This window comes from Dongia sp. P2_B8, assembly GCF_056404715.1.
The window spans coordinates 17319-40260 of the sequence record NZ_JBFUDM010000009.1; the positions used below are offsets into that span (position 1 = coordinate 17319).

At 59.7% G+C, this 22942-nt stretch carries 25 protein-coding genes and 1 tRNA gene; 17 read left to right on the forward strand and 9 right to left on the reverse strand.

What is annotated here, in order from left to right; all coding sequences use genetic code 11:
* Nucleotide 1 precedes the first annotated feature (1 nt).
* Together AC1DWZ_RS21185 and AC1DWZ_RS21190 are read right to left on the reverse strand one after the other, a co-directional pair.
* Nucleotides 2–826, reverse strand: coding sequence for an isocitrate lyase/PEP mutase family protein (locus tag AC1DWZ_RS21185; RefSeq protein WP_477170940.1), 825 nt, complete (start codon nt 824–826; stop codon nt 2–4).
* 115 nt (nt 827–941) lie between these two features.
* Nucleotides 942–1454 carry an outer membrane protein assembly factor BamE gene (locus tag AC1DWZ_RS21190; RefSeq protein WP_477170941.1) on the reverse strand — a complete coding sequence of 171 codons (513 nt, stop codon included), beginning with the start codon at nt 1452–1454 and terminating at the stop codon, nt 942–944.
* 142 nt (nt 1455–1596) lie between these two features.
* Between AC1DWZ_RS21190 and AC1DWZ_RS21195 the strand changes: the two genes are divergently transcribed.
* From AC1DWZ_RS21195 to AC1DWZ_RS21250, 12 genes are all read left to right on the forward strand, one after another.
* Nucleotides 1597–2241: a ubiquinol-cytochrome C chaperone family protein gene (locus tag AC1DWZ_RS21195; RefSeq protein WP_477170942.1), complete on the forward strand. Its 645-nt coding sequence runs from the start codon at nt 1597–1599 to the stop codon at nt 2239–2241.
* A gap of 59 nt (nt 2242–2300) precedes the next feature.
* Nucleotides 2301–2801: a DUF177 domain-containing protein gene (locus AC1DWZ_RS21200; protein ID WP_477170943.1), complete on the forward strand. Its 501-nt coding sequence runs from the start codon at nt 2301–2303 to the stop codon at nt 2799–2801.
* Nucleotides 2802–2933: 132 nt separating this feature from the next.
* Nucleotides 2934–3128, forward strand: a complete 195-nt coding sequence (gene rpmF / locus AC1DWZ_RS21205) for a 50S ribosomal protein L32 (RefSeq protein WP_298689984.1) — start codon at nt 2934–2936, stop codon at nt 3126–3128.
* 41 nt (nt 3129–3169) lie between these two features.
* Nucleotides 3170–4219, forward strand: coding sequence for a phosphate acyltransferase PlsX (plsX, locus tag AC1DWZ_RS21210; RefSeq protein ID WP_477170944.1), 1050 nt, complete (start codon nt 3170–3172; stop codon nt 4217–4219).
* A gap of 49 nt (nt 4220–4268) precedes the next feature.
* Nucleotides 4269–5243, forward strand: coding sequence for a beta-ketoacyl-ACP synthase III (locus tag AC1DWZ_RS21215; protein ID WP_477170945.1), 975 nt, complete (start codon nt 4269–4271; stop codon nt 5241–5243).
* Nucleotides 5244–5372: 129 nt separating this feature from the next.
* Nucleotides 5373–5681, forward strand: coding sequence for an integration host factor subunit alpha (locus AC1DWZ_RS21220; RefSeq protein ID WP_298689990.1), 309 nt, complete (start codon nt 5373–5375; stop codon nt 5679–5681).
* Nucleotides 5678–6289, forward strand: coding sequence for a MerR family transcriptional regulator (locus AC1DWZ_RS21225; protein WP_477170946.1), 612 nt, complete (start codon nt 5678–5680; stop codon nt 6287–6289). The genes AC1DWZ_RS21220 and AC1DWZ_RS21225 overlap by 4 nt, the downstream gene beginning before the upstream one ends.
* 194 nt (nt 6290–6483) lie before the next feature.
* Nucleotides 6484–6560: transfer RNA gene (locus tag AC1DWZ_RS21230), tRNA-Pro, on the forward strand.
* A gap of 208 nt (nt 6561–6768) precedes the next feature.
* Nucleotides 6769–7458, forward strand: coding sequence for an adenylate/guanylate cyclase domain-containing protein (locus tag AC1DWZ_RS21235; RefSeq protein ID WP_477170947.1), 690 nt, complete (start codon nt 6769–6771; stop codon nt 7456–7458).
* A gap of 352 nt (nt 7459–7810) precedes the next feature.
* Nucleotides 7811–8905, forward strand: a complete 1095-nt coding sequence (locus AC1DWZ_RS21240) for a hypothetical protein (RefSeq protein WP_477170948.1) — start codon at nt 7811–7813, stop codon at nt 8903–8905.
* A gap of 132 nt (nt 8906–9037) precedes the next feature.
* Nucleotides 9038–9316: a DUF1488 family protein gene (locus AC1DWZ_RS21245; RefSeq protein WP_477170949.1), complete on the forward strand. Its 279-nt coding sequence runs from the start codon at nt 9038–9040 to the stop codon at nt 9314–9316.
* A gap of 153 nt (nt 9317–9469) precedes the next feature.
* Nucleotides 9470–10432: a DUF2971 domain-containing protein gene (locus tag AC1DWZ_RS21250; protein WP_477170950.1), complete on the forward strand. Its 963-nt coding sequence runs from the start codon at nt 9470–9472 to the stop codon at nt 10430–10432.
* Between the two features lie 147 nt (nt 10433–10579).
* Here the strand turns inward: AC1DWZ_RS21250 and AC1DWZ_RS21255 are convergent, their stop codons facing one another.
* The 3 genes from AC1DWZ_RS21255 to AC1DWZ_RS21265 form a co-directional block, all read right to left on the reverse strand.
* The gene (locus AC1DWZ_RS21255) at nt 10580–12595 is read right to left on the reverse strand and encodes a HAMP domain-containing methyl-accepting chemotaxis protein (RefSeq protein WP_477170951.1); all 2016 of its coding nucleotides are present in this window, start codon (nt 12593–12595) and stop codon (nt 10580–10582) included.
* Between the two features lie 348 nt (nt 12596–12943).
* Nucleotides 12944–13351 carry a bacteriohemerythrin gene (locus AC1DWZ_RS21260; RefSeq protein WP_477170952.1) on the reverse strand — a complete coding sequence of 136 codons (408 nt, stop codon included), beginning with the start codon at nt 13349–13351 and terminating at the stop codon, nt 12944–12946.
* 91 nt (nt 13352–13442) lie between these two features.
* Nucleotides 13443–13901, reverse strand: a complete 459-nt coding sequence (locus AC1DWZ_RS21265; protein WP_477170953.1) for a GNAT family N-acetyltransferase — start codon at nt 13899–13901, stop codon at nt 13443–13445.
* Nucleotides 13902–14032: 131 nt separating this feature from the next.
* Between AC1DWZ_RS21265 and AC1DWZ_RS21270 the strand changes: the two genes are divergently transcribed.
* The 4 genes from AC1DWZ_RS21270 (at nt 14033) to AC1DWZ_RS21285 (ending at nt 16603) form a co-directional block, all read left to right on the forward strand.
* The gene (locus AC1DWZ_RS21270) at nt 14033–14845 is read left to right on the forward strand and encodes a class I SAM-dependent methyltransferase (protein ID WP_477170954.1); all 813 of its coding nucleotides are present in this window, start codon (nt 14033–14035) and stop codon (nt 14843–14845) included.
* A 44-nt stretch (nt 14846–14889) separates the two neighbouring features.
* Nucleotides 14890–15426, forward strand: coding sequence for a PAS domain-containing protein (locus tag AC1DWZ_RS21275; protein WP_477170955.1), 537 nt, complete (start codon nt 14890–14892; stop codon nt 15424–15426).
* Between the two features lie 190 nt (nt 15427–15616).
* Nucleotides 15617–16051, forward strand: a complete 435-nt coding sequence (locus tag AC1DWZ_RS21280) for a c-type cytochrome (RefSeq protein ID WP_477170956.1) — start codon at nt 15617–15619, stop codon at nt 16049–16051.
* Nucleotides 16052–16282: 231 nt separating this feature from the next.
* Nucleotides 16283–16603: a hypothetical protein gene (locus tag AC1DWZ_RS21285; protein WP_477170957.1), complete on the forward strand. Its 321-nt coding sequence runs from the start codon at nt 16283–16285 to the stop codon at nt 16601–16603.
* Nucleotides 16604–16751: 148 nt separating this feature from the next.
* Here the strand turns inward: AC1DWZ_RS21285 and AC1DWZ_RS21290 are convergent, their stop codons facing one another.
* From AC1DWZ_RS21290 to AC1DWZ_RS21305, 4 genes are all read right to left on the reverse strand, one after another.
* Nucleotides 16752–17555, reverse strand: coding sequence for a FecR family protein (locus tag AC1DWZ_RS21290; protein ID WP_477170958.1), 804 nt, complete (start codon nt 17553–17555; stop codon nt 16752–16754).
* A 114-nt stretch (nt 17556–17669) separates the two neighbouring features.
* Nucleotides 17670–18545, reverse strand: coding sequence for a FecR family protein (locus AC1DWZ_RS21295; protein WP_477170959.1), 876 nt, complete (start codon nt 18543–18545; stop codon nt 17670–17672).
* Nucleotides 18546–18741: 196 nt separating this feature from the next.
* Complete coding sequence (gene parE, locus AC1DWZ_RS21300; RefSeq protein ID WP_477170960.1) at nt 18742–20727, reverse strand: DNA topoisomerase IV subunit B; 1986 nt, start codon at nt 20725–20727, stop codon at nt 18742–18744.
* 127 nt (nt 20728–20854) lie between these two features.
* Complete coding sequence (locus AC1DWZ_RS21305; protein ID WP_477170961.1) at nt 20855–21523, reverse strand: pentapeptide repeat-containing protein; 669 nt, start codon at nt 21521–21523, stop codon at nt 20855–20857.
* Nucleotides 21524–21732: 209 nt separating this feature from the next.
* Here AC1DWZ_RS21305 and pseC point away from each other — a divergent pair, with 209 nt between their 5' ends.
* Nucleotides 21733–22941, forward strand: coding sequence for a UDP-4-amino-4,6-dideoxy-N-acetyl-beta-L-altrosamine transaminase (gene pseC, locus AC1DWZ_RS21310; protein ID WP_477170962.1), 1209 nt, complete (start codon nt 21733–21735; stop codon nt 22939–22941).
* Nucleotide 22942: the final 1 nt, after the last annotated feature.

The following is a 22942-nucleotide window of genomic DNA, read 5'->3' on the forward strand; positions in this document are numbered from 1 at the left end:
CTCAGGCTTTGGTGGTACCCGTGAAAAAGCCCTGCAACTCGGCAAAGCCCATGGCCTTCTCGGAAAAGCGGAAGGTACCTAGCGCGCGCATTTCCCGGGTGGCGTCTACAAAGGCACCATAGGCAAGCCGCGCCAGTGCCGACCCCACACTGATGCGTTTGACGCCGGCCTCTGCCAGTTCCGCCACGCCGAACGTCGTCCCGGGCAGGCCCATCACGATATTGACCGGCTTCGCCAACGACCTGCACACGGTTCGGATCGTCTCAAGGTCATGGAGACCTGGCGCATAGAGCACATCGGCGCCTGCTTTTTCATAGGCCTGCAATCGCCGCACCGTGTCATCGAGGTCGGGCCGGCCCCAGAGGAAATTCTCGCAGCGCGCCGTCAGGACAAAATCGTGCGACAAGGTGTTGCGCGCTTGTGCCGCTGCCTCGATCCGTTCGACCGCCAGTGCAAAATCATAGATTGGGTCATCCGGCCGCCCCGTGTGGTCTTCCAGCGAGCAGCCGGCAAGACCGATGCCTGCGGCAGTGCGGATGGTTTCAGCAGCACTTTCCGGACTGTCACCGAATCCCTTTTCGAGATCGGCTGACACAGGCAGGGGCGTTGCCGCGACAATATCCCGGCAATGTTTCAAAGTGTCTTCACGTGCAACCTGTCCCTCGGCAACGCCCAGCGAGAAGGCCATGCCGGCACTGGTTGTGGCGAGTGCCTGAAAGCCCATCGCGGCAAGGATCCGCGCCGTCCCAATATCCCAGGGGTTGGGGATGATGAATGTGTCCGGCTGCTCATGCAGCCGGCGAAAGGCCATGCCCTTATTTTCCATCCGCCCTATCCTTCCGCCGAACTCAAGACTTGCCTGCGGCAGAATAGCGAAGCTGGAACAAATAAGGAACTTGTTTCGAGGCCCCTGCGATTTTCGGAGATAGCGGTTTTGTGGCTTAGACGCCGCCAGGTGCGCCGGTCGTTCCAGTGGGGCCCTTTTTGTCGCCTTCCGGATTGAAGCGGCCGAGGTTGCCGAGCAGCTGCTGGATGATGGTCAGCTCATTGCCATGGGTCGGCGTGGTCCGGTCGACCATCGCCACGAGGCGGCCATCAGTCTGGTCATAAACCTTGAGGTCCTGGACGATGCCGCCATTGTCGAAGGTGATGGCAAGGACCCCCTGGTCGATCGTGTCGGGGTCGAAGAACGCCGTCTGGCTGGTGCGTTTGGAGACGTAATACCAGATCTCCTCGCCGAAATTGCCGGTGGTGGAGGGGGAACCCAGTAATTGTTCAACCCGGTTCTTGTCATCCTGGCCGGGTTGGATCTGCACCACCTGGTCTTCGTCGGGGACGTTGCCATGCTGGACGATCTTGTTCTGGCAGCCGCCGAGCAGGACGCCTAAACCGAGGGCGCCCACCATCAGGGCCGCGCGCAGGGTGGTGGTGGGGCGGAAAAGCTGGGCGACCATGGACGTCATTCCGGGAACTGCCAAATATGTTGCGCCCGCTTCGGCCCGAAAGTACGGTCCTGCCAAATCAGCTGGCGCGCGGTGGCAAATTCGCACCGGTCGTAGCGGACGTCAAGGAAATGGCACGGATGGTAGGGGCGGCTTGGCCGCGCGTCTCCGCGCCCCAGATCAGGAAGCAGGTTTCAGGGTGGCACAATCGGCATTAGGCAGCCTCATTTCCCGCATGCTGCAGGGACCTGGCGAGGTCAACCAGGTTGCCGCCAAGCTGTTCAACCGGCTGGTGGCCCAGGCCCGCGACCGGGTCTTTTATGAGCGGCTGGGTGTCCCCGACACGGTCGACGGGCGTTTCGACATGGTGGCGCTACACACATTCCTCATTTTCCAGCGATTGCGCGGGCAGGGTGACCGGTCGGCGATCCTGGCCCAGTCCCTCTATGACACGCTCATTAAGGATATGGAGGCGTCGCTCCGGCAACTGGGTGCCGGCGATGTCGGTGTCGGCAAGAGGATCCGGGTCATGACCGAGGCCCTGCAGGGCCGGATTAACGCCTATGAAGCGGCCCTGGCCGGCAGCCAGCTCGACATCGAGGGGGCGTTGCGCCGGAACCTTTACGGCACCACCGACCCCGATAAGGATGCGGTCCGGGTGGTCGCCAATTATCTCCGCCGCGCTAAGGAATTGGCCGACACGCAGCCGGTTGATCGTATCATGCGTGGCATTTTCGACTTCCCCGCTTCGCCCTCGGGTGGTCAGTCCGACCCACAATCCGGTTATGGGGTTGAGTAAGCATGTCACGTCAAGATTCTGATATTTCAGTATTCTCACGGGAAATCGAGGCAACGTCGGTGAGCGCCCGCCAGACCGAGCGCCAGCTTGAGGCAAATGAGGCCGAGCGTGCTGCCCTGGCCGAGGTTCTCGATCTCCAGGCCATTCACCGGCTGGTCGCCAAGGTCGGCCTGCGGCGTCTCAGTTCCGGTCTGGTGGAGGTGAAGGGAAGTTTTGAGAGCGAGGTCGTGCAGACCTGTGTCGTGACCCTGGAGCCGGTCCCGGCCAAGGTCGCAGAGAGCTTCCGCCTGACCTTTGGTGATGCTCAGCCGGAGCCGGATCTCACGGAAATCGACATCGATTTCGATGATTCCGACCCGCCGGAGCCGATTCTCGACGGCAAGATCGATTTAGGCGTTATTATCGCCGAACAGCTCTCCCTCGGCCTCGATCCCTATCCGCGCAAGGAAGGGGCCGCATTGCCGCAGGAATTTGAGCCCAAGGAAAGTGATGTGGTGGTCGATCTGGAACTGGCCGGCCGCCGTAAGCCCTTCCTCGGGCTTGATAAGTTGAAGAAGTAGGGCTTGACCGGCAGAACCAAGGCGGCTTTGGCTGATTTGGTAATGGACTTGCCATCCCCCAGGATTTTCGATATCTACCCGCCCATTGGCGGCTTTCGTGCCGCCGCTATTTTTTTGTGAAGAGAGTGGATCATGGCAGTCCCCAAGAAGAAAACCAGCAAGTCGCGCCGTGACATGCGCCGCAGCCACCATGCGCTGACGGTTACGACTTCGGCCGAATGCCCGAATTGCGGCGAGCTGAAGCGCCCGCATCATGTGTGCGGTTCCTGTGGTCATTATGATGGCCGCGAGGTCGTCGCCCAGGGTACCGAGGCAGACGCAGCGTAACTCCGAACCCGCTGCTATGATGGCCGGGAAGGAGTGACGGGGTGGGCACCAGCCTGGCTATATCTCTAGATGCGATGGGTGGCGACAACGCTCCTGATATGGTGATCAGGGGCGCTGATATTGCGCGCCAGCGTTTCCCCAATGTGCACTTCCTGATGTTCGGCGATGAAGCGCGGCTGAAGCCGATGCTCGACGCGCTCCCCGAACTCGCCAAGGTCTGCACCATCCGACATACCGATTCCGTCGTCTCGATGGATGACAAGCCGAGCCAGGCGCTGCGCGCCGGCCGCAACAGCTCCATGCGCCTTGCTATCGATGCCGTGCAGCACGGCGAAGCCGGCGCCATGGTGTCGGCCGGCAATACCGGCGCGCTGATGGCGATGGCGAAGTTCGTCTTGAAGACCATGCCCGGCATCGACCGGCCGGCAATCGCCTCGTTCTTCCCGACCATGCGGTCCGAGAGCGTGATGCTCGATCTCGGCGCCAATGTGCAATGCGATGCCAACAACCTCGTCCAGTTCGCCGTCATGGGGAACGTGTTCGCCAGGCTGGTACTGGGCGTTCAGGAGCCCAGCATGGGCATTCTCAATGTCGGCGCCGAGGAATTGAAGGGTCATGATGCGGTCAAGGTCGCTGCCGCCATTCTGCGCGACGTGCCGCTGCCCGGCAAATTCGTGGGCTTCGTCGAAGGCGACGATATCGCCAAGGGCACGGTCGACGTGGTGGTGACCGACGGCTTCACCGGCAACATCGCCCTGAAGACCATCGAAGGCACTGTGAAACTTTATGGTCACTGGCTGAAACAGACCTTTTCAGCCTCCATCTGGTCGAAAATCGCCTATATATTTGCCAGACCTGCCCTCAATGGCCTCCGCGCCCAGGTCGACCCGCGCCGCTATAACGGGGCCATTTTGATGGGTCTCAACGGCATTTGTGTCAAAAGTCACGGCGGCACCGATTCCTATGGTTTTGCCAACGCCATCGGAGTTGCGGTAAATATGGTACAGAATGACGCCATGGAGCGCATGAAGCAGGACTTCGCCCAGCTGATGGCCGTGCCAGGGGCGGAAGCTGTCGCAGCGGCGCTCTAGCTGAACGTCCATTCAATTTCTGAACGACCTTTCAAAGATTTGAGCCCCGATGGCCCGCAGATCGCTCCTCCTCTCCGCCGGCAGCTATCTCCCCAAAGAGATTTTGACCAACGCGGATCTCGCCAAGCGCGTCGATACGACCGATGAGTGGATTTCGCAGCGCACCGGCATCCGCCAACGGCACATTGCCGCCCCCGGGGAGCTGACCTCGGACCTCGCGGTCCATGCAGCCGAGCAGGCGCTCCATCATGCCGGCCTCCGGGGTGCCGATATCGACATGCTGCTGGTGGCGACCACCACCCCGGACCATACCTTTCCGGCGACCGCCACCAAGGTGCAGCAGCGCCTCGGCATGCGCGGTGGCTTTGCCATGGATATCCAGGCCGTCTGCTCGGGCTTCGTGTTTGCGCTCGCGACCGCCGACAATTTCATCCGCACCGGTCAGGCACACCGCGCGCTGGTGATCGGTGCGGAGACCTTCTCGCGTATTCTCGACTGGAACGACCGCAACACCTGCGTGCTGTTCGGCGACGGTGCTGGCGCCGTGGTCCTGGAAGCGGGCGAGGGCGAGGGCACGTCGAAGGACCGCGGCATCCTCTGCACCCATCTATTCTCGGACGGTGCCTATTACGACAAGCTCTATGTCGATGGCGGGCCGTCGACGACTCAGACGGCCGGTGTCGTGCATATGGAAGGCAAGGAAGTCTTCCGTCATGCGGTGGTCAATCTCGCGGCCGCGGTCGATGCCGCGATCGCCTCCGCCGGCATCAAGGCCGATGATGTCGACTGGCTGGTGCCACACCAGGCGAATCGCCGCATCATCGACAGCATGGGCAATAAGCTGAAGCTGGCCCCGGAAAAAGTGGTGGTCACGATCGACCGCCACGCCAACACATCGGCCGCCTCCATCCCGCTCGCACTCGCGGAAGCGGTCAATGACGGGCGCATCCAGCGCGGTCAATTGGTGCTCATGGAAGCTATGGGTGGTGGCTTCACCTGGGGTTCGGCCCTGATTCGCTACTGAATCTTCCGTGACATTGCTGAACCAATCCCTACACATATGACTACAGATCAATGTCGCTCTCTAATTGACTGATTTCAGAGTAAACGATACGCTCATTCATCAAAGGGCCGATAAGAAAGGCAGGGGGAGATGAAGGGCAATACCATCACGCGCGCGCATCTGGCCGAAGCCGTCTATCAAGAGGTGGGTCTGTCGCGCAATGAATCAGCCGAGCTGGTGGATACCGTGCTCGACGAAGTTTCCCATGCGTTGGTCCGCGGCGAGAGCGTCAAGATCTCATCCTTCGGCAGCTTCCTCGTGCGCCTCAAGGGCGAACGTGTCGGCCGCAATCCGAAGACCGGCGAAGAGGTGCCGATCAAGCCGCGCCGGGTGCTGGTGTTCCGCGCCTCGCATGTGCTGAAGGACCGGGTCAACAAGGGCGCTGAAAAACAACCATGAGCTCCTCGGCAGAACGCATTCCCGCCGCCGCCCGACTCATGGGTGGAGAGCAGGCGGGGTCGAAAACGGAATCGGCCGCTGCGAAGCGCCACTCCGCCGCCCGTCGTGTCGAAAAGGCTGCTGGTGCTTTCCGCACCATCAGCGAAGTGGCCGACGATCTCGAAGTGCCGCAGCATGTGCTCCGGTTCTGGGAAACCAAATTCCCCCAGATCAAGCCGATGAAGCGGGGCGGTGGCCGCCGCTATTACCGGCCGGAAGATGTCGATCTGCTGCGTGCCATCCGTGGCCTGCTCTATGACCAGGGCTATACCATCAAGGGTGTCCAGAAGCTGATCCGCGAGGGGGCCCTGCGCCTGGGTGCCGAGCTTTCGGACGCCGAGGCCCTGGGCCTTGCCGCCGAGGCGGCCGGAAACGGCCACGGCGGGACGGAACTCGCCGATGGTGCCGACGACCCGACCCTGGCCGCCAAGATCGGCCAGGCCCAGGCCATGCTGGACCTGCCTTTGTTCAAGGCAGCCTCCCTCGACGAGCGCCAGGTCCGGGAAGTGAAGGCCATCACCAGCGAACTCGAGGAACTGCGCGACCGCCTCAGGAAAGTCCTGGGCTGAGCAAGGTCCCGGGGTAAGCCGCTCCCCACGTTAACTAAGTTGGAATTCCCAGCCCTGGCTGGCTTCTTTACGTTGCGCGGGCCCCAAGGCCCCGCTATATAAAGCGCGCCGTCGGCACCCCCTAAGGATTGGAGTTTTCCAGCCCTTTCGCCGGTCGGTCCGGGCCCCGTCTCACGGGTACCCCGAAAGAGTGTCGGAGCGTGGCGCAGCCTGGTAGCGCACTAGACTGGGGGTCTAGGGGTCGCAGGTTCAAATCCTGTCGCTCCGACCATTTTCTCTTCCGACCAGTCCCCTCCAGATCATGTCTTCGATGACAAGCTGTGCCCCGGTCTGCCGGTCGCCTGGTGACTTGGTGGCCGCACCCACTCGCATACGGGGCAGGAGTGTCATATTCTGCGCCGGAGGTTGCATGGACCAACCATGGGGGCGCACGGCATATGTCGGGCCAGGCGAAAATCTGCAAGGGATGTTGGCAACAGATGCATGTGCCGGTGCCGTTGCACGGCGTGCTCTCGATACCGTTTCGCCTGTTCGGCATTCGTCCGAGCCGGATGAATCCCAATACCTGCACGATCTGCGAACTGATGTTCACCAAGGTGATGCGGACACGCAAGATCAGCATCGACGCAACGATCCTGTTTGCCGATCTCAGGAACTATACCGGCCTGTCGCAGTCGCAATCGCCTGATGCCATGTCGGAGCTCCTCGATGCATTCTACGACGAATGCGCCGGCGCCATCTGGGAGCATGACGGGCTTCTCAACAAGACGATTGGCGATGCCGTCATGGCTGTCTTCAATTTTCCGATCAGGCGCGAGGATCACACGGCACAGGCCGTCCAGGTCGCGCGCGCCATCCAGGAGCGCTGGCGTGTCCGGCGCGAAAAGCTTGTTGAAGAATTCGGCCTTGCCGCTGGCGAGCTCAGCATCGGTATCGGCATTCATTGCGGCGAGCTCAGCTTTGGCGAGTTCGGCCGGTCACATCGCGACCTCACGGCCATCGGCACGGTCGTCAACACGGCGGCGCGGGCACAATCGGCCGCCGCAGCCGGCGAGATCCTGCTGACGCAAGCCGTCTATGACCGGTTCTCGCCAGCATTGGCGGTGAGCGGCGCTCGAGACTACGACCTCAAGGGCTTTGAGGCGCCGGTCAAGCTCTATGCGGCTTGAGGGTAGTGCGCATGGGTTGTATGAGCGGAAACCTCAGGAAATCGGGATCGAGTTCGATTTGAAGGGGCGTCGAGAAATCTCACTCTGACCCCGATTTGCCCTGCGAGGCCGCTAAAATCGAGTCCCTTCTGGGTCGGCACCGAATAAAGTGAACTCCGCTCTCGACATCCTCTGTTGCGCCAAGCTGCACTGCGGTCGTTATGTGAATGAAGCCGGCCTCGTCGTCGTAGTGAATGGCGGTCGGTTTCTGATCAAACGTCGCGGCATCACTGGTGCCTTTGAACGTCCCGAACCATGCATCGGTGTTGCATAGGGGGAAATTGAATCGAGTTTTGTGGCAGGGTGACAACACATGTTGGATCACTATATCCAAGTCGAGAATTTTGGCGGTTTAGAGTCGATCCTAGGGAAACAGGGCCGAGGTGGCCCGATCATTCCTCTCGAAGAGTTTGAGGGTGCCAAAATCCTATTCCTAGATGACGCGAACCTCATTGAAGGGGTGCTCGCGCGAAGAACGGAATCCTGTGGACTCCCAAGCGACGTTAGCTTTGCAATCATCGAATGTCCCGAAAAAGTAGCCTTTGTCACAGGAGGATTCTGCATATGCATTTCGACTGGCTTATTAGACTCGATAAAGTTGCTGTGCGAGAAACTTTCAACAACGCCGTCGTTCCGTCAGCTGTTCGATATTCAGCTGCGTAATCCGGATAAAACTGTTGCGCCGCTTTCCGTCGATGAGATCGACATTGAACGTATTCTAAACGCCAGCATGCGGGCGGTGTATATGCAATCGTCCTGCTACAATTCAGCCATCGCATTCTTAATAAATCATGAGACCGCTCATATCTTGGGTGGCCATCTGTCATTGTTGTCTATTGGTCAAGGGGGCGACGCCGCTCTTGCTGAATTCAATGCGCCAACAGACGTTCCGCCTAAGAACATTCTATTGCGTCGATGCTTAGAGTGGGATGCAGATCAGGCGAGTGTTGGAAAAGTGATGTCGGACAACCTACGCGCGGTTTCGCATTTGCTGGATTGGGACCGCATCCTTGTTACGTATTTTTCGACGTCTGTAGTTTGGCAACTAATTGATCAAGAAGCCCCCGGCCCTCGATGGGAGCGTATGTATCCGCCTCCGGCGCTTCGATGCTTCTCAGTACAAGCCGTCATCGATCGCTATTTGGAACAGTGGGGTGAACGATTGGAGCCACCGCTCAGAGAACGCGCCCAGTTGTTATCACAGCGCTACCGTCACGAAATGAAGAGCTTCTACAGCCTAACCTTGAGAGCGCAGATCGAGGCCGGCGCAACGTTGGATGTCCAGGACACAATAGATTCGTTCGGAGAGGTGGGCCAAGAAGCTCTGCGAGTTCTCGAACGGAAATGGGACGAAATCTTGCCGAGACTTGATGAACTGCGGATCGGGCCAAGACGATTCGTTCCGTGAAGTGACCTGAAGTTGAAGCGCCGTCTCCCTCTAACGTTAGAGCCAACCGAGGTCTGTACGACATAGACGCGCAGCGGAGATTTCTGGGTAGTTCACAAGACCTTTTCGGATAGTTTGAACAGGAGCGAGAAGATGAGGTTCAACGATGGCGACGAACATTATGACCATCACATCGGCATGATCAGGTTTTATGGGCGCGAGGATAGCGGCAACCACGTCGAGTTTGTCATCACGCGTGAGGCTCTCGAAGATTTGGCACGCGTCGAATCGGCAGATGAGAGCGAACAATTGACTATCCTTCACAAGCATCGTGACCTGATCCGAAGGATTGCCAGAGATGTGTATGAGCGAGCACGGCTGATTGATGGTCGTTTTGCCGTATTGCTCGCGGACATCGAGCGGTTTCGTTAGGATCTTCGTGACATCTCCTGGCCCCGCAGATCCTGCGCGCGATCGTCGAACTGCGATGCGAGCCTTCGGAGGCCAGTGAGACGATTCACTGACAACCATAGTGCCACTGTTGGCGCCGTTTGTCGGCGCTGAAAAGCCACTGGAGAATTAGCAATGGCATGGCAGGAAATGAAGCGGAAAATTCCGGATTGGGTTCCACACAGTGATCCAGATGCGATGATGGATGAATTCTCGAATCGTATCGGAACTGAGTTCTTGGTTGCCGACGATTCAGATGATGAGGGCACGCCCGTTTACCACTACACCTCGCTATCCACTGCCAAGCTCATTCTTGAGTCAAATAAGCTGCGCCTGACCGAGCGAACGCATTTGAATGATCCGACGGAAGTTCAATATGGAATAAATCTGGGTCGACAATTGCTGGACAGGGCGTGCCGGAAACATTCCTTCTTCATGCCCTTGGCAGACCGTATCAAGAGCGAGCTAGACACACTGTTTTCTTCTCAAATGTATCACGTAGCATGCTTTAGTCTTGACGGAGATAGTTTGCCTCAGTGGCGCTCATACGGTGACGATGGACGAGGTGTGGCACTTGGATTTGCCCGCCCGCTTCACATGAATGATCTTCACGTTGGCAATACGCGGTTCCGAGTTCGCTATGACCCTCGGGACTTAATGTTTCTCCACAAATATCTCATTCAATTTATTTTAACCCACTACAACACAATTTTGGGCATGGTTACGCCTGACGAGCGTGAGCGCCGGATCGAAAGAATAACTAGAAACGTTGTCGGAAGCCTATTATTCACTAGCCTTTACTTTAAGCATCGTGCCTATAAGTTTGAGCGAGAAATTCGCTTTATGACCATGGTCGATCGGGACATTGTCGCGTCGTCAGGCGATTACAAACATATGGTTCGAGGCAGCGAGATCGTTCACTTTGTCGAATACCCGCTGCAATGGCCGCCGGCAGGTCAATTCAATATTTGCGAGATTGTTGTCGGCCCACATGCCCCGCCTTCTCTCGTCGGGCAGTTGGAGGGCTTCGTCGCTAGTTTGAAGAAGCCTTTCATTAAAATAAGAAGATCCGTGGTTCCATATCGATCGACCGCATAATAAGCGCCTACTACAGAATGGATCGTGGTCGTCCGTCGAACGAGCAAGCTATATGCAACTTGAGACTAGCGGACCTAGGCTATCCTGCCGACTAGCGGCAAGCGATCTGGGTTGCTTGCAGGCAAAACCCCGTGCCGGGATCAGCCACTAGCCGGCGCGAATACCCGTCAGAAACTCGTCGACTTGCTGTTTCAGAATTGCACCGTTCCTGGCGAGCTCGCTGGCGGCTGCCAGGACTTGGGTGGAGCCGCTGCTTGTCTGCTGCGATGCCTGTGTCACGCCAGCGATGTTGCTCGATACTTCGGTGGCGCCGGTCGCTGCTTCCTGCACGTTCCTCGATATCTCTTGCGTGGCAGCTCCCTGCTCTTCGACTGCTGAGGCGATCGTCGTGGAGATCTCGCTGACCCGGTTTATGGTACCGGTAATGCCCTCGATGGCTTGCGCTGAGCTCTCTGTCGCGTCCTGGATGGAACGCACCTGGCCGGCGATTTCATCAGTCGCTTTGGCGGTTTGGGTGGCGAGGTTTTTTACTTCCGACGCCACGACGGCAAAGCCCTTGCCCGCTTCGCCAGCGCGCGCGGCTTCGATGGTGGCGTTGAGAGCCAGCAGGTTGGTCTGGCCGGCGATCTGGTTGATGAGCGTGACGACGGCACCAATCTTTTGAGCGGCTTCGGAGAGGCCTTTGACCTTTTCATTGGTCGCCCGCGCCTCGGTGACAGCGCCGCCGACGATCCGGGTCGATTCAGTTACCTGATTGCTGATTTCACGAATGGATGACGAAAGCTCCTCCGTTGCTGCTGCAACTGTCTGCACATTTTGTGTCATCTGTTCGGACGCGGCAGCTACGACACTTGATTGGCGCGAAGCCTCTTCGGCCGTTGTGGACAGACCTTGGGCGGTCACCTGGAGCTCCTCGGCCGCCGAACTCACGGCCGTGACCACGCCACCGACCGTCGTCTCAAAACGGTCCGCCAGCGTCAGCATCGACTTCCGACGTTCTTCCTCGATGCGTTTCTTGGCCGCTTCCTGCTCGGCCCGAAGCCGCGCTGTTTCAATCATGTTGTCCTTGAAGATCTGCACCGCATTGGCCATGGCGCCGATCTCATCCTTCTGGCCACGGGCAGGAATCTCGATGGTCATATCTCCGTTCGCGAGTACGCCCATCGCCAGGGTCATTGAGCCAACCGGCCTGGTGATGCTGCGGGTGACGATCCAGCCGGCCAGCAGGCCGACAACGATGGCGACAGCGGCCACGATGAGACCACTGGTCAGGCTCTGCGACATCTCAGCGGAGGCACGGGGCCCCAACTCGTCCTGTTGAGACTTATTCTCGGTCACAATCTCCTGGCTAATGGCAGCCACTTTCGGCCCAACGACATTCAATGTGTTGTCGACAGCATCATTGCGCGACATCGTCGCTTTCACGACACCGTCGAACGTCGAAGCATAGTCCTTGCCAAGCGCTATTGCGTCTTCAACCAGCTGCCGGTTGACTGCGTTGCTCTGCGTATCAAGGATGATTTGCAGCTTTGCCTTCCAGTTGACCAATTCCTTTTGCACACGATCAACATGCGCGGCATCATTGTCCACGAGGTATTTCGTAACGTAAAGGCGCGCCAGCAACAGGCTCCGCAATCCCTCACTGGTCTCATAGACCAGTTCGGTATCCCCAGCTGCATGGCCGGCTTCAAGCACTTTGGTCAACGTTTGCTCAATCTTCGGTCCGATGTTGTTAAGCTTGGCGGTGTTGTCCACCATGTCCTTGCTTGAGCTGATGACGGTCTTGAAACCTCCGTCATATTGCCCGGCCAATGCCACGATATCGTTGATCTTCGCCTGTTCTTCTGTGGAGTCGTTGAACAGCTGTTTTGATTTGTCGATCTCGCCATTCATCTCGCTGAGTGCCTGCTGTGCCGCCGAGACGGATTTGTCCGCCCCCTTCAGCAGGAAGTCTTTTACGTTCAGCCGTGCCGTCAGCAGATCGGATTTGATCGCCGAGGCGATCACAGTCTGTCGCGCCAACATCCGATACGCGGTGAATTTCTCATTGCCGCCGCTTAGGCCGACATAGGCAAATCCCGCCAGCAACAACAGCATCGCGAGAATGACGCCAATCCCCAGGGCCAGCCGAGTTCCAATGCGCAGGTTGTTCCAGACGGACATGATTTTCTCTCGCGTTGCGGTGAACCGATCGGCCGGCCAGTCGTGGATTTCACTCTGGTCGAATGAAACTGGCTAAATGCTGCGACGGGATCGTAAACTTTGACTTAACGCAGCGGGCTGTCGACGGCGCCGAAACTCTTCTAAAAGTATTATTGCTCATCGAGTGTGGGTGGCGGGGAATTTACCGGACCGCAGCCACTCGTAAGCCAAAAGTGCGTTCGATGGTGCGCAGCGGCATATACCAATGGCCGAAATGCGCTGCAGCACAAAGATTCATCGGCAATATATCATTTTTTTCGAGCACCGGTGATGCGCTGGCCAATTCGGTTTAAGTGCCCGCCACCGGTTTCATCTTTCCTGCTGTCTCCGATCCTGCTCCGCGCGCCAGTTGAGGAATTCCATGTCCATCAGCAGGACGTTGCGCAGCAGTTCGGCGAAACAGTTGGCAGCGATTTTCCCAAGTGCGCTCGCACCCGATTGCACGCCGTCCATCATCTCCTCCAGCGCCATGATCGTATCGGCGTGATGGATCGTATGGGCATGCAGGCGCGGATAGGCTTCCATGTCGAGATAGTCTTCTTCACTACGGAAATGACGGACCAAGCCATCCTTGAACGCGGTCAGTTGGGCCAGCAGTTCGGAAACGTCCCCGCCCAGTTCGGCGGCATGTATCCGGTTGATCACGGCCACAAGATCCCGATGCTCGGAGTCCAGCCGGGCAACGCCAGTCAACATGGAAGCCGTCAGAGCATACATAGGTCGGTACACCTAAATGTGTAATGACGCCATGCTGCCACATCTATCGTTTGAGTCAACTACGCTGGCAGCGCACTGCCAAGATCGATGCTTATTGCTGGTCGAGCGGCTTTTCCATGAACACGCTCATCGGATCGTCCTGGTAGCTGCCGTAAGGACCGCAGCGTTGGTAGCCGGCAAGTTCATAAAAGGCGAGGGCCTCGGGCTGATAGGGACCGGTTTCGAGTTTGAGGAGGTGGCAGCCGGCTTTCTTCGCCTCATCTTCCAGCATGACCAGCAATTGCCTGGCGATGCCTTGGCCGCGGTTGCCGGGCCGCACATACATGCGCTTCAACTCACCATATGCCGGATGTAGGACGATGGCACCGCAGCCGATGGCGCGGGCGGTTGCGTCGCGGGCGATGGCGAAGAGGAGGCTTGCCGGCTCTTGTGAAACCAGATCGAGGGAATGCCGGCTTTCCGGCGGATAGAGCTTGTCCTGATAGGCATCCAGTTCGGCAATGAGCGCGATGGCGTCCGGCTGGCTGGGGGATTCGAGGGCGATGCGCATGATGGCTCCGTGGGGACCGGATTTCTTATCTCCGTTCCGGCGGCGTGTCGCAAGGGGCTCTGCACTGGCGAAAATTGCTGCGCGGAGAGGCCAGCCATGTCAGGCTGTGCCAGCATAGAGGAGGGTACGTCATGACCAGTGGTGACCATGTCTTCGCAGGATCGATCCCGGACCTCTATGACCGGCTGATGGTGCCGATGATCTTCGATCCTTACGCACAGGACCTGGCGGCGCGGGTGGCGAAGCTGGCGCCGCGCGATGTGCTGGAAACGGCGGCTGGTACGGGCGCGCTCACGCGAGCGATGGTATCGCTGTTGCCGGCCGAGACGCGGATTGTTGCAACCGATCTAAATCAACCCATGCTGGACCGGGCCAAGGCGCGCATGCCAAGCGATCGACAGATCGTCTGGCAGCAGGCAGATGCCTTGGCATTGCCATTCCCGGATCAGCGTTTCGATGTCGTTGCTTGCCAGTTCGGCATCATGTTTTTTCCCGACAAGGTGCAGGGATATGGCCAAGCGCTGCGCGTGTTGAAGCCGGGCGGCACGTTCCTGTTCAATGTCTGGGACCGCATTTCGGAAAACCTCTTCGTCAATGTATTGTCGGATGCGCTGGCAAGGATGTTTCCCAAAGATCCCCCCACCTTCATGGCGCGCACACCGCACGGCTTCCACGATGTGGACGTGATCGGCCGGGACCTGGCCGCGGCAGGTTTTGCGTCGGTCGCGGTGGAGACGGTGGACAAGATGGCGCGGGCCGCATCGGCGCGGGATGCCGCCATGGCCTATTGCCAGGGCTCGCCACTTAGAGGCGAGATTGAGGCGCGCGACGCCTCTGGCCTCGAAAGGGCCACGCAAATAGGTGCCGATGCCTTGACGCAGGCGTTCGGCAGCGGCGCCATCGAAGGCCGCATCCGCGCACATGTGATCACAGCTGTGCGCTAAGCGAATAGACATTGTCTCGGCCTCGCGTCGGCCTAAGATAGCTCATGGATTCTTTCTTCCGGCTCATTGAGGGAGAGATCGGGGACGCGCTGCGGTCCACGCGGATCAAGGCCCTGCATGCCTATTGGCACGAACTGGCACAAGGGAGCGTGCCACGGCGGTCGGACATCGATCCCACGCGCGTGAAGAACCTGCTGCCCTATCTTATCATTGCCGAGATGAGCGACGAGCCGATGCGGGTGCGCTACCGGCTGGTGGGCACGGAGGTGGTGCGCTTCACCGGGATGGAATTGACCGGCCGCTATCTCGATGACATCAAGATGGATGATTTCAGCCTGAGTGAATTGTTGCACGCCTACCGGTCCATTCGCGACAGCGGTCAGTGTGGCATCGGCGTTGCGAAGTTCACGATGGACGACACGCCATTGCTGACCACCGAGTATCTCCTGTGCCCGCTCCGCACGGACTCTGCGAAAATAGACAAGTGTATTGCTATCGAAGACTATTTCTTCAGCAATGGCGCGCATGTCGAGGACCTGACACCGGCCAAGCTGCGCGGGGCGGAGCGCGATCCGAGCTGAGACAGGTATCTGTCGCCCGCACTGGTGGGGGTACCTGTTGCGGGCAGCATGGGATCGTTCACAGATCCGTGAACGTGCATCGCGCATGTTGCTGCTCTTCCTCCCGCATGCGAGTTTTTCCATTCGCGGGGGCGATTCCATTCATCAAGGCTGTCGGACCTGCGTCCAATCTTGTCCCAGGAGATGTCCGATGAATCGAGCTGCCGCCAGATTCCCAACATTGAAGTTTGTCGTCCTTGCGGCCTTGCTGGCAGGCTGCGCCACCGGCATTGGTGGTGAGCGCGAAGAGGCGATGGAGACCATCGGTGGGGCGTTCAAGCCGATCGCCGCGATGGCTAAAGCCGGTACCTTCGACCAGGCCGAGGTGAGCGAGAAGGCTCAGCTCATCGCCGCACAGTTGCAGCATTTCCAGGGCCTGTTTCCGGACGGATCGGAAAAGGCTGACGGTGCCGCCAATGCCAATATCTGGACCGATCGGACGGGATTCGAATCGGCCCGGACCCGCGCCCATGATGCTGCGCTGCAACTGGCGGCGGTGAGCGATCCGGCGGCCTTTCCGGGGGCGGCCCATCAGCTGCAGGAGGCCTGTGGGGCCTGCCACAGCAAATACCGCGCGGAATACTAGATGCGCGTGGGCAAATGGTCTCACGACCCAGAATCTGGTGGCCGAAAGTCGGGTATTTCGATCAAAAGCGCGGGAAAAGCGAAGTCTGCACACTTTCGTGTATCTGTGGTCAAGATTAGCGGGTTCATTTCCCGGTGCAGAAATGCGATAAAGGGATCGGACACAGACAGTTGAGGCGAATGCAGTCCTTTAGGGGCTGGGCGGCTTGGCCTTCGCTAAAGCGAGAATGAGATGATTGACGCTCCTGAGCACGTGCAACCTTTTGTACCTAATGCTGATGGCGATGCCGGCAACGGCGACGCCATCAGCCTTTCTCTTGCCGATTTGCTGCCCGATAGCGGCGGCGCCATCGTCATCGAAGGCGACGGCATGGATCTCTCCATCCGCATCATGACGGACGAGCCGGTGGTTGATGCCGGCGTCATCGAATCGCTGGTGACGGCGACTGGTGAAGACGTGTCCGGCCATGCCTATTTCTCGTTCGGCAACGGCACCACGCTTTATGCCCCGCGCGAGATGGATCTGGCGATCGTCCACCATATCGACGTCTGACTGAACCCATCGCGGCCAATCCCGATTTATCAGTATCATTGAAGCGCAATCAGCGCTTGACGGCGCATGCGAACAGCTAGGTTCCTGGCCTAAGGGCAGGTGATGGAAGAGACTGCCGTCGCGCCAACCGTCTGCCCCGTCGATGTGCTCAGTAGCGGCCGCCTTTGTCACGGTCGATGGTGCAGGCGTCGTCACCCGGGCTCGCACATTTCTTCTTTTTCTTTTGTGGCTGCGGTTGCGGCAACGGCTGTGGCGCCGGCTGTTCCTCCGGCAGGATGATGGGCTGGGTATTGTCGATGCCGGTGGCCTTCTCAAGATTGAAGGGCACCTCCGGTCCCGGGACATCGGTCGCAGCCAGCAAAGCATCGACCCGTTCCTTCGGCCAGCGCGTGACTGGGCCGAGCCCGGCATCCGTAACGGTGACGCCGAGCGAACGCGTCAAGGACAGCGCACTGGCACCGGACACAACGTTCTGCCGGACCCCGACACTGCCATCCAACACAACGACATCGCTCTGCGCGGGCAGGCTGTAGATGCCCCATTGCGTACCGCGGACGGCTGTTGTCGCCTTTGGCGTGGTGATGACAAAGCGCGATTGCGGTATCGCCTTTTCGGCATGGGCGAGCAAGACGCCCAACCATAATTCAAGGCCGACTTTCCGCTCCGTGCCAGGGCCCTTGGAGACGACATCGTCGATGGAGAATTCCGATTGCGAGCCGATATTGATGGTGGAGCCGTCGAGCAATTGCACGCGAATGCGGCTGCTGGCATCGGTCTTGAGCTTGTCGCCAGGCTCGAGAGCATTGCCGAGCACAGCGTTGACCGATGTGCTGCCCCGGATCAGTTCGACATTTCCGCTGAGCTTGACAACCTGTGCGACCGGGTCAGCCCAGGCGAGCGTCGCAGAGAACGAGAGGGCCATAAGACCCCATGCCATACGCCGGACGAACATCTGCGCCCCCTCCAGCAAGGTTTCTTACGGTAAGACACACGATATGGCTGCGTCCAGACCTAACCGGAATACCTTGACGATTTAGGATGCAATGCCTGATCGAGGGCAGGCAACTCAGAAGCTGTCATTGTCACTATCTGTGTCGTGTTCATGAGATGGACTCTCATGGTCCGAACTATCCTGACCTTTGCTCTCATGGTCATGGTCACGGCAGCGGTCGTCATGGGGATCGATACATGGCTGCTTGCCGTATTTGCGGGTGCCCTTGGGTGTCAGGTCCGGTTCTGTGGGGGAAGGAGCCGGTGCCATGATCGGCGTCAGGGGAAGTGCCGGTGCCTTGCCGAGGTCGAAGCCCATCTCGGGCCCAGGGACCGTTGTGGCGGTGAGCAAGGCCGCCACCTGTGCCTCGGTCCAGCGCGTGATCTGTCCCAGTCCCTGGTCTGTCACAGTGACGCCCAGCGTACGGGTGAGGGAGATGGCGCTCTTGCCGGAGATCTCGTTCTTGCGGACGCCAACGCGACCCTCAAGGACCAGGATTTCGCTCTGCACAGCACTCGCCAAAATACCCCATTGCGTGCCGCGCACGGCCGAGATGGCCTTGGTCGTGCGGATTTCGAAGCGCGATTGTGGCGTGGCCGGTGCCGCATGGGCAAGAAGCGCACCCAGCCACAGGTCGAGGCCAATCTGGCGTTCGGTGCCCGGGCCAGCCGAGACGACATCGTCGATCAGCAATTCAGATTGCGAACCCAGATTGATCGTCGACCCGTCGATCAGCTGCAACCGCAACCGGCCGGTGGCATCGGTGGAAAGCTTGTCGCCGGCTTCCAGCGCCGACCCCAACACGAGCGGTGCGGTCGCATTGCCGCGCGTGATCGAGGCATTGCCGCTGAGTTTCACGATCTGAGCAACCGGATCTGCCGCAGCACAGCTTGCCGACATCAGCAGCGCCAGCACGCCCCAAGCGAGTTTGCGCAGGAACATGGTTTTCATTGTCCGCCTTAAGCTTTCCTGACCGTAGAGCAGACCATAGGGAGCCGTCCAGACGTGCGCCTGAGGCAAGTTTGCAACAGGGGCAAGTTTGCAACAGGCAGGCATGATCTGCGGCCGTCATGAGGTCGGTCGGTTGGCTAGAGGACCTGGTTCAGCGCCTGCTCACACCCAAATACGTGCGTGCTACGGTCTGGCCTTAGATATCCAGATTTTGGGCGAAGCGGGCGTTCTCCTGGATGAACTGGAAGCGCATTTCCGGCTTGCGGCCCATCAGGCGTTCGACCAGATCCGCCGTCTCGCGGGCTTCGCCGCGTTCTTCCTCGTTATAGCGGTGCGGAATGCGCACCTTGAGCAGCGAACGGTGGCGCGGATCCATGGTGGTTTCTTTGAGCTGCGCCGCTGGCATTTCGCCAAGTCCCTTGAAGCGGCTGATCTCGACCTTGCCGCGGCCGGAGAAGTCACCCTTCAGCAGGGCTTCCTTGTGCGCATCGTCGCGGGCATAGGCGACCTTGCCACCCTGCGCCAGGCGATAAAGCGGCGGCTGTGCCAGGAACAGATGGCCGTTCTCAATGAGCTGCGGCATTTCGCGATAGAAGAAGGTCATCAGCAGCGAGGCGATGTGCGCGCCGTCGACATCGGCGTCGGTCATGATCACGACCTTGTCGTAGCGCAGGCGCTCTTCGCTGTATTTGTCGCGGCTGCCACAGCCGAGGGCCTGGATAAGGTCGACCAGTTCCTGGTTGGCGGCGAGCTTGTCGCTGGTGGCCGACGCCACGTTGAGGATCTTGCCGCGCAAGGGCAGCACGGCCTGGGTCTCGCGATTGCGCGCCTGCTTTGCAGAACCGCCGGCGCTGTCACCTTCGACCAGGAAGATCTCGGTGCCGGCCATCGCGTCCTTGGTGCAATCGGTAAGCTTGCCAGGCAGGCGAAGCTTGCGCGTTGCCGTCTTGCGCGAGAGTTCCTTGTCCTGCTTTTTGCGCAGGCGCTCCTCGGCTTTCTCGATGACCCGGTCGAGCAGATCCTTCGCACGGTTGGGGTCGTTCGACAGCCAGTGATCGAAATGATCCTTGATCATGTTGTCGACCAGGCGGGCGGCCTCCGGCGAGGCCAGCCGTTCCTTGGTCTGACCCTGGAACTGCGGATCGCGAATAAAGACCGAGAGCAGCATCGCTGCGTTGCCGCAGATATCGTCGGAGGTCACCAGGCTGATCTTGCGGTTGCCCACCAGATCGCCATAGGCCTTCAACGAGCGCGTGAGGCCGGTGCGCAGGCCGCTTTCATGGGTGCCGCCTTCAGGCGTCGGCACGGTGTTGCAATAGGAGTTTACAAAGCCGTCTTCATCAACCGGCCAGGCGATCGCCCATTCCAGGCGGCCCTGTTCGTCGGTGAAGTCCGCTTGGCCGGCATAGGGGGCGGCGGTGATGGTCTTCCTGGTTCCCAGCGTCATGCCGAGATAGTCCATGAGACCACCGGGGAAGTGGAGGACGGCCTGGGCTGGCGTCTCGTCACCCTCGTGGATGAGCGACGGGTCGCACGACCAGCGGATTTCGACGCCGCGATAGAGATAGGCCTTGGAGCGGCACATGCGGTAGAGCCGGCTCGGTTTGAAATGCAGCTGCAGACCGAAGATCTCCGGGTCCGGATGGAACCGGATCGAAGTACCGCGGCGATTGACGTTGCCTTCGTTCTTCAGCTTGGTGACCGGCTTGCCACGCTTATAGCTCTGCACCCAGAGCTGCTTGTCCTTGGCGACCTCGACCACCAGATCGTCGGAAAGGGCGTTCACGACCGAGCTGCCGACACCGTGCAGACCGCCGGACGTCTGGTAGACCTTGCCGCTGAACTTGCCGCCCGAATGGAGGGTGGTGAGGATCACTTCGAGCGCCGACTTATCCTTGAACTTGGGATGCGGGTCGATCGGAATGCCGCGGCCATTGTCGCGCACGGTGACATAGCCGTCTGCACCCAATTCCAGCTCGATGCGGCTGGCATGGCCGGCGACGGCTTCGTCCATCGAATTATCGAGCACTTCAGCGACCAGATGATGGAGGGCGCGTTCGTCGGTGCCGCCGATATACATGCCAGGGCGCCGGCGGACGGGCTCCAGCCCCTCCAGGACTTCGATATCCTTGGCCGAGTAATCGCCACCTTTTTTGCTGCTGCCTTCAAAAAGATCGCTCATGGGACTCCAAACCGTACACGACTCGTTCGCACCAGGAGGGTGCTGCTGAGGGCAGTGATACCCACCCAGGGCCAATCACCGCAAGAACTGCGTTGGCCATATTTATCTATTTGATTAGATTATATAATTATCGGTCTGGCGGCTGATTGCTGCCGGGGTGACGGCAGGAAAGGGCGCGGTGCAGCACGTCAGGGGCCACTTCGACACCCATCAGATTGGCGCGCCACAGGTCGGCGCCGTCGAGATTGGCACCAGACAGGTTCGAGCCCTTGAGGTTGGCGTCGGAGAGATCAGCACCGCTGAGATCGGCATCTTTGAGATGCGCGCCTGCGAGGTTGCAGCCGGCCAGATTGGCGCCCTGCAGCTTGCTTTCGGAGAGGTCGGCACCGGAAAAATCGCAGCCGGCGAGGTTGGCCATCGAGAGGTCGAGGCGCGGCAGCTTCAGGCCGGAAAGGTTCCGACCGGTGAAATTTGCCCGTTCGCCACCGTCGCCGCGCAGCCAGTCGTGGTGCGATCGCAGGATATCCAGCAGCATGCGCAGATTGCGCGACTTGGCAGCACGCTCGGCCGCATCGATTTCCGCCTTTTCGACCAGATTGACGTGGGGCGGCAGAGTGGGGGCGAGCAGCTTGAGGCGCAGCTGCCGCTCGGCATCGGCCTCGTCATCGGCCAGAATCTCACCGCGCAGAGTGGGCAGGCCTTTGCGCTGCTGGATGCGATAGACGAACACCTTGGGTTGAGCTTCGCCTTCCGGGCCGCCATCGGCGGGGGCGTCGTTCGCGTCCAACTCTGTCATAATGCGGGGATACTCCCTGCCTTCTTCTTGGTCGTGTGGTTCCGCAAAATGGCGGCGACTCAGATCTGTGGATAACTATAGCAAGCCTGGGTCGCGGCGACTCTAGGGAAGAATGGTTAACACCTTATGTCTCGATACGCCTCGCTACTGGCGTGGGGGCGATTGGCCCGGTATAGGTCACTATCCGTTTCAGCCGCGTTAAAGAGATCATGAGCAGCCAATCCTTCCTTCCCTACGGCCGTCAAAGCATCGATGCCGACGACCTCGCCACCGTCGCCAAGGCCCTGCAGGCCGATTACCTGACCACGGGTCCCGGCGTCGGCCGCTTCGAGCAGGCATTTGCCGAGATGGTGGGGGCTCGTTACGCCATCGCCAGCAACAGCGGCACGGCCGCCTTGCATCTCGCCTGCATTGCGCTGGGATTGCAGAAGGGCGATGCCGTCATCGTGCCGACGCTGACATTTCTCGCGACTGCCAATGCCGCGCGCTTCTGCGGCGCCGACGTCATCTTCGCCGATGTCGATGCCGACAGCGGACGGCTGACGCCGGCGACGCTGGAAGCGGCCCTGGCGCGTGCGGGCTCGGCCAAGGTAAAGGCGGTTCTGCCGGTGCATCTCAATGGGCACTGCGCCGATCTCACATCCATTCGCGCCATCACGGAAGCGCGTGGGCTGAAGGTCATTGAGGATGCCTGCCACGCACTGGGCGGCACGCATCAATCGGGCAACAACAGTGTGGCGAAGGTCGGCGCCTGCGCGCTGTCGGAGCTGGCCTGCTTCTCGCTGCATCCGGTCAAGACCATGACGACGGGTGAGGGCGGCGTCACCACCACCAACGATCCGCATCACTACAAGATCATGCAGCTCTATCGCAGCCATGGCATGGTGCGCGATGCGGCGGATTTCCGGCACCGCGACCTGGGCCTGGCACCCGATGGCCAGCCGAACCCATGGTACTACGAGATGCAGGCGCTGGGCTGGAACTACCGCATCACCGATTTCGCCTGCGCGCTGGGCGAAAGCCAGCTTGCCAAACTGCCGCGCTTTATCGACCGGCGCCGCGAATTGGTGGCGCTTTACGACCGGCTGCTGCCGGAATTGGCGCCCAAGCTCAAAGTCGTGCCGGCGCAGCAGGGCGACAATCCAGCTCTCCATCTTTATGCCGTTCTGATCGACTTTGCCGCCATCGGGAAGTCGCGGGCGCAGGTCATGGCAGAGCTGAAGGCCAAGGGTGTCGGCACCATGGTGCACTATTTGCCGGTGCATCAGCAGCCTTATTACCGCGACCTCTATGGCAAGCAGGATCTGCCGGGCGCCGATTCCTATTATGCCCGGCAATTGTCGATCCCGCTCTACCCCGACATGACTGACGGGGATGTCGGACGGGTGGTCGACGCCTTGCGGTCCGTATTGGGCTGAC

Bases quoted from the DNA above. Each gene is read 5' to 3' on its own strand.
- AC1DWZ_RS21245 (WP_477170949.1), top strand. From the start codon at position 9,038: ATGAGGTTCAACGATGGCGACGAACATTATGACCATCACATCGGCATG.
- rpmF (WP_298689984.1), top strand. From the start codon at position 2,934: ATGGCAGTCCCCAAGAAGAAAACCAGCAAGTCGCGCCGTGACATGCGC.
- pseC (WP_477170962.1), top strand. From the start codon at position 21,733: ATGAGCAGCCAATCCTTCCTTCCCTACGGCCGTCAAAGCATCGATGCC.
- parE (WP_477170960.1), bottom strand. From the start codon at position 20,727: ATGAGCGATCTTTTTGAAGGCAGCAGCAAAAAAGGTGGCGATTACTCG.
- AC1DWZ_RS21255 (WP_477170951.1), bottom strand. From the start codon at position 12,595: ATGTCCGTCTGGAACAACCTGCGCATTGGAACTCGGCTGGCCCTGGGG.
- AC1DWZ_RS21280 (WP_477170956.1), top strand. From the start codon at position 15,617: ATGAATCGAGCTGCCGCCAGATTCCCAACATTGAAGTTTGTCGTCCTT.
- AC1DWZ_RS21190 (WP_477170941.1), bottom strand. From the start codon at position 1,454: ATGGTCGCCCAGCTTTTCCGCCCCACCACCACCCTGCGCGCGGCCCTG.
- AC1DWZ_RS21235 (WP_477170947.1), top strand. From the start codon at position 6,769: ATGCATGTGCCGGTGCCGTTGCACGGCGTGCTCTCGATACCGTTTCGC.
- AC1DWZ_RS21285 (WP_477170957.1), top strand. From the start codon at position 16,283: ATGATTGACGCTCCTGAGCACGTGCAACCTTTTGTACCTAATGCTGAT.
- AC1DWZ_RS21215 (WP_477170945.1), top strand. From the start codon at position 4,269: ATGGCCCGCAGATCGCTCCTCCTCTCCGCCGGCAGCTATCTCCCCAAA.
- AC1DWZ_RS21240 (WP_477170948.1), top strand. From the start codon at position 7,811: ATGTTGGATCACTATATCCAAGTCGAGAATTTTGGCGGTTTAGAGTCG.
- AC1DWZ_RS21295 (WP_477170959.1), bottom strand. From the start codon at position 18,545: ATGAAAACCATGTTCCTGCGCAAACTCGCTTGGGGCGTGCTGGCGCTG.
- AC1DWZ_RS21265 (WP_477170953.1), bottom strand. From the start codon at position 13,901: ATGCGCATCGCCCTCGAATCCCCCAGCCAGCCGGACGCCATCGCGCTC.
- AC1DWZ_RS21305 (WP_477170961.1), bottom strand. From the start codon at position 21,523: ATGACAGAGTTGGACGCGAACGACGCCCCCGCCGATGGCGGCCCGGAA.
- AC1DWZ_RS21225 (WP_477170946.1), top strand. From the start codon at position 5,678: ATGAGCTCCTCGGCAGAACGCATTCCCGCCGCCGCCCGACTCATGGGT.
- AC1DWZ_RS21260 (WP_477170952.1), bottom strand. From the start codon at position 13,351: ATGTATGCTCTGACGGCTTCCATGTTGACTGGCGTTGCCCGGCTGGAC.
- AC1DWZ_RS21290 (WP_477170958.1), bottom strand. From the start codon at position 17,555: ATGTTCGTCCGGCGTATGGCATGGGGTCTTATGGCCCTCTCGTTCTCT.
- AC1DWZ_RS21250 (WP_477170950.1), top strand. From the start codon at position 9,470: ATGGCATGGCAGGAAATGAAGCGGAAAATTCCGGATTGGGTTCCACAC.
- AC1DWZ_RS21220 (WP_298689990.1), top strand. From the start codon at position 5,373: ATGAAGGGCAATACCATCACGCGCGCGCATCTGGCCGAAGCCGTCTAT.
- AC1DWZ_RS21185 (WP_477170940.1), bottom strand. From the start codon at position 826: ATGGAAAATAAGGGCATGGCCTTTCGCCGGCTGCATGAGCAGCCGGAC.
- AC1DWZ_RS21270 (WP_477170954.1), top strand. From the start codon at position 14,033: ATGACCAGTGGTGACCATGTCTTCGCAGGATCGATCCCGGACCTCTAT.
- AC1DWZ_RS21275 (WP_477170955.1), top strand. From the start codon at position 14,890: ATGGATTCTTTCTTCCGGCTCATTGAGGGAGAGATCGGGGACGCGCTG.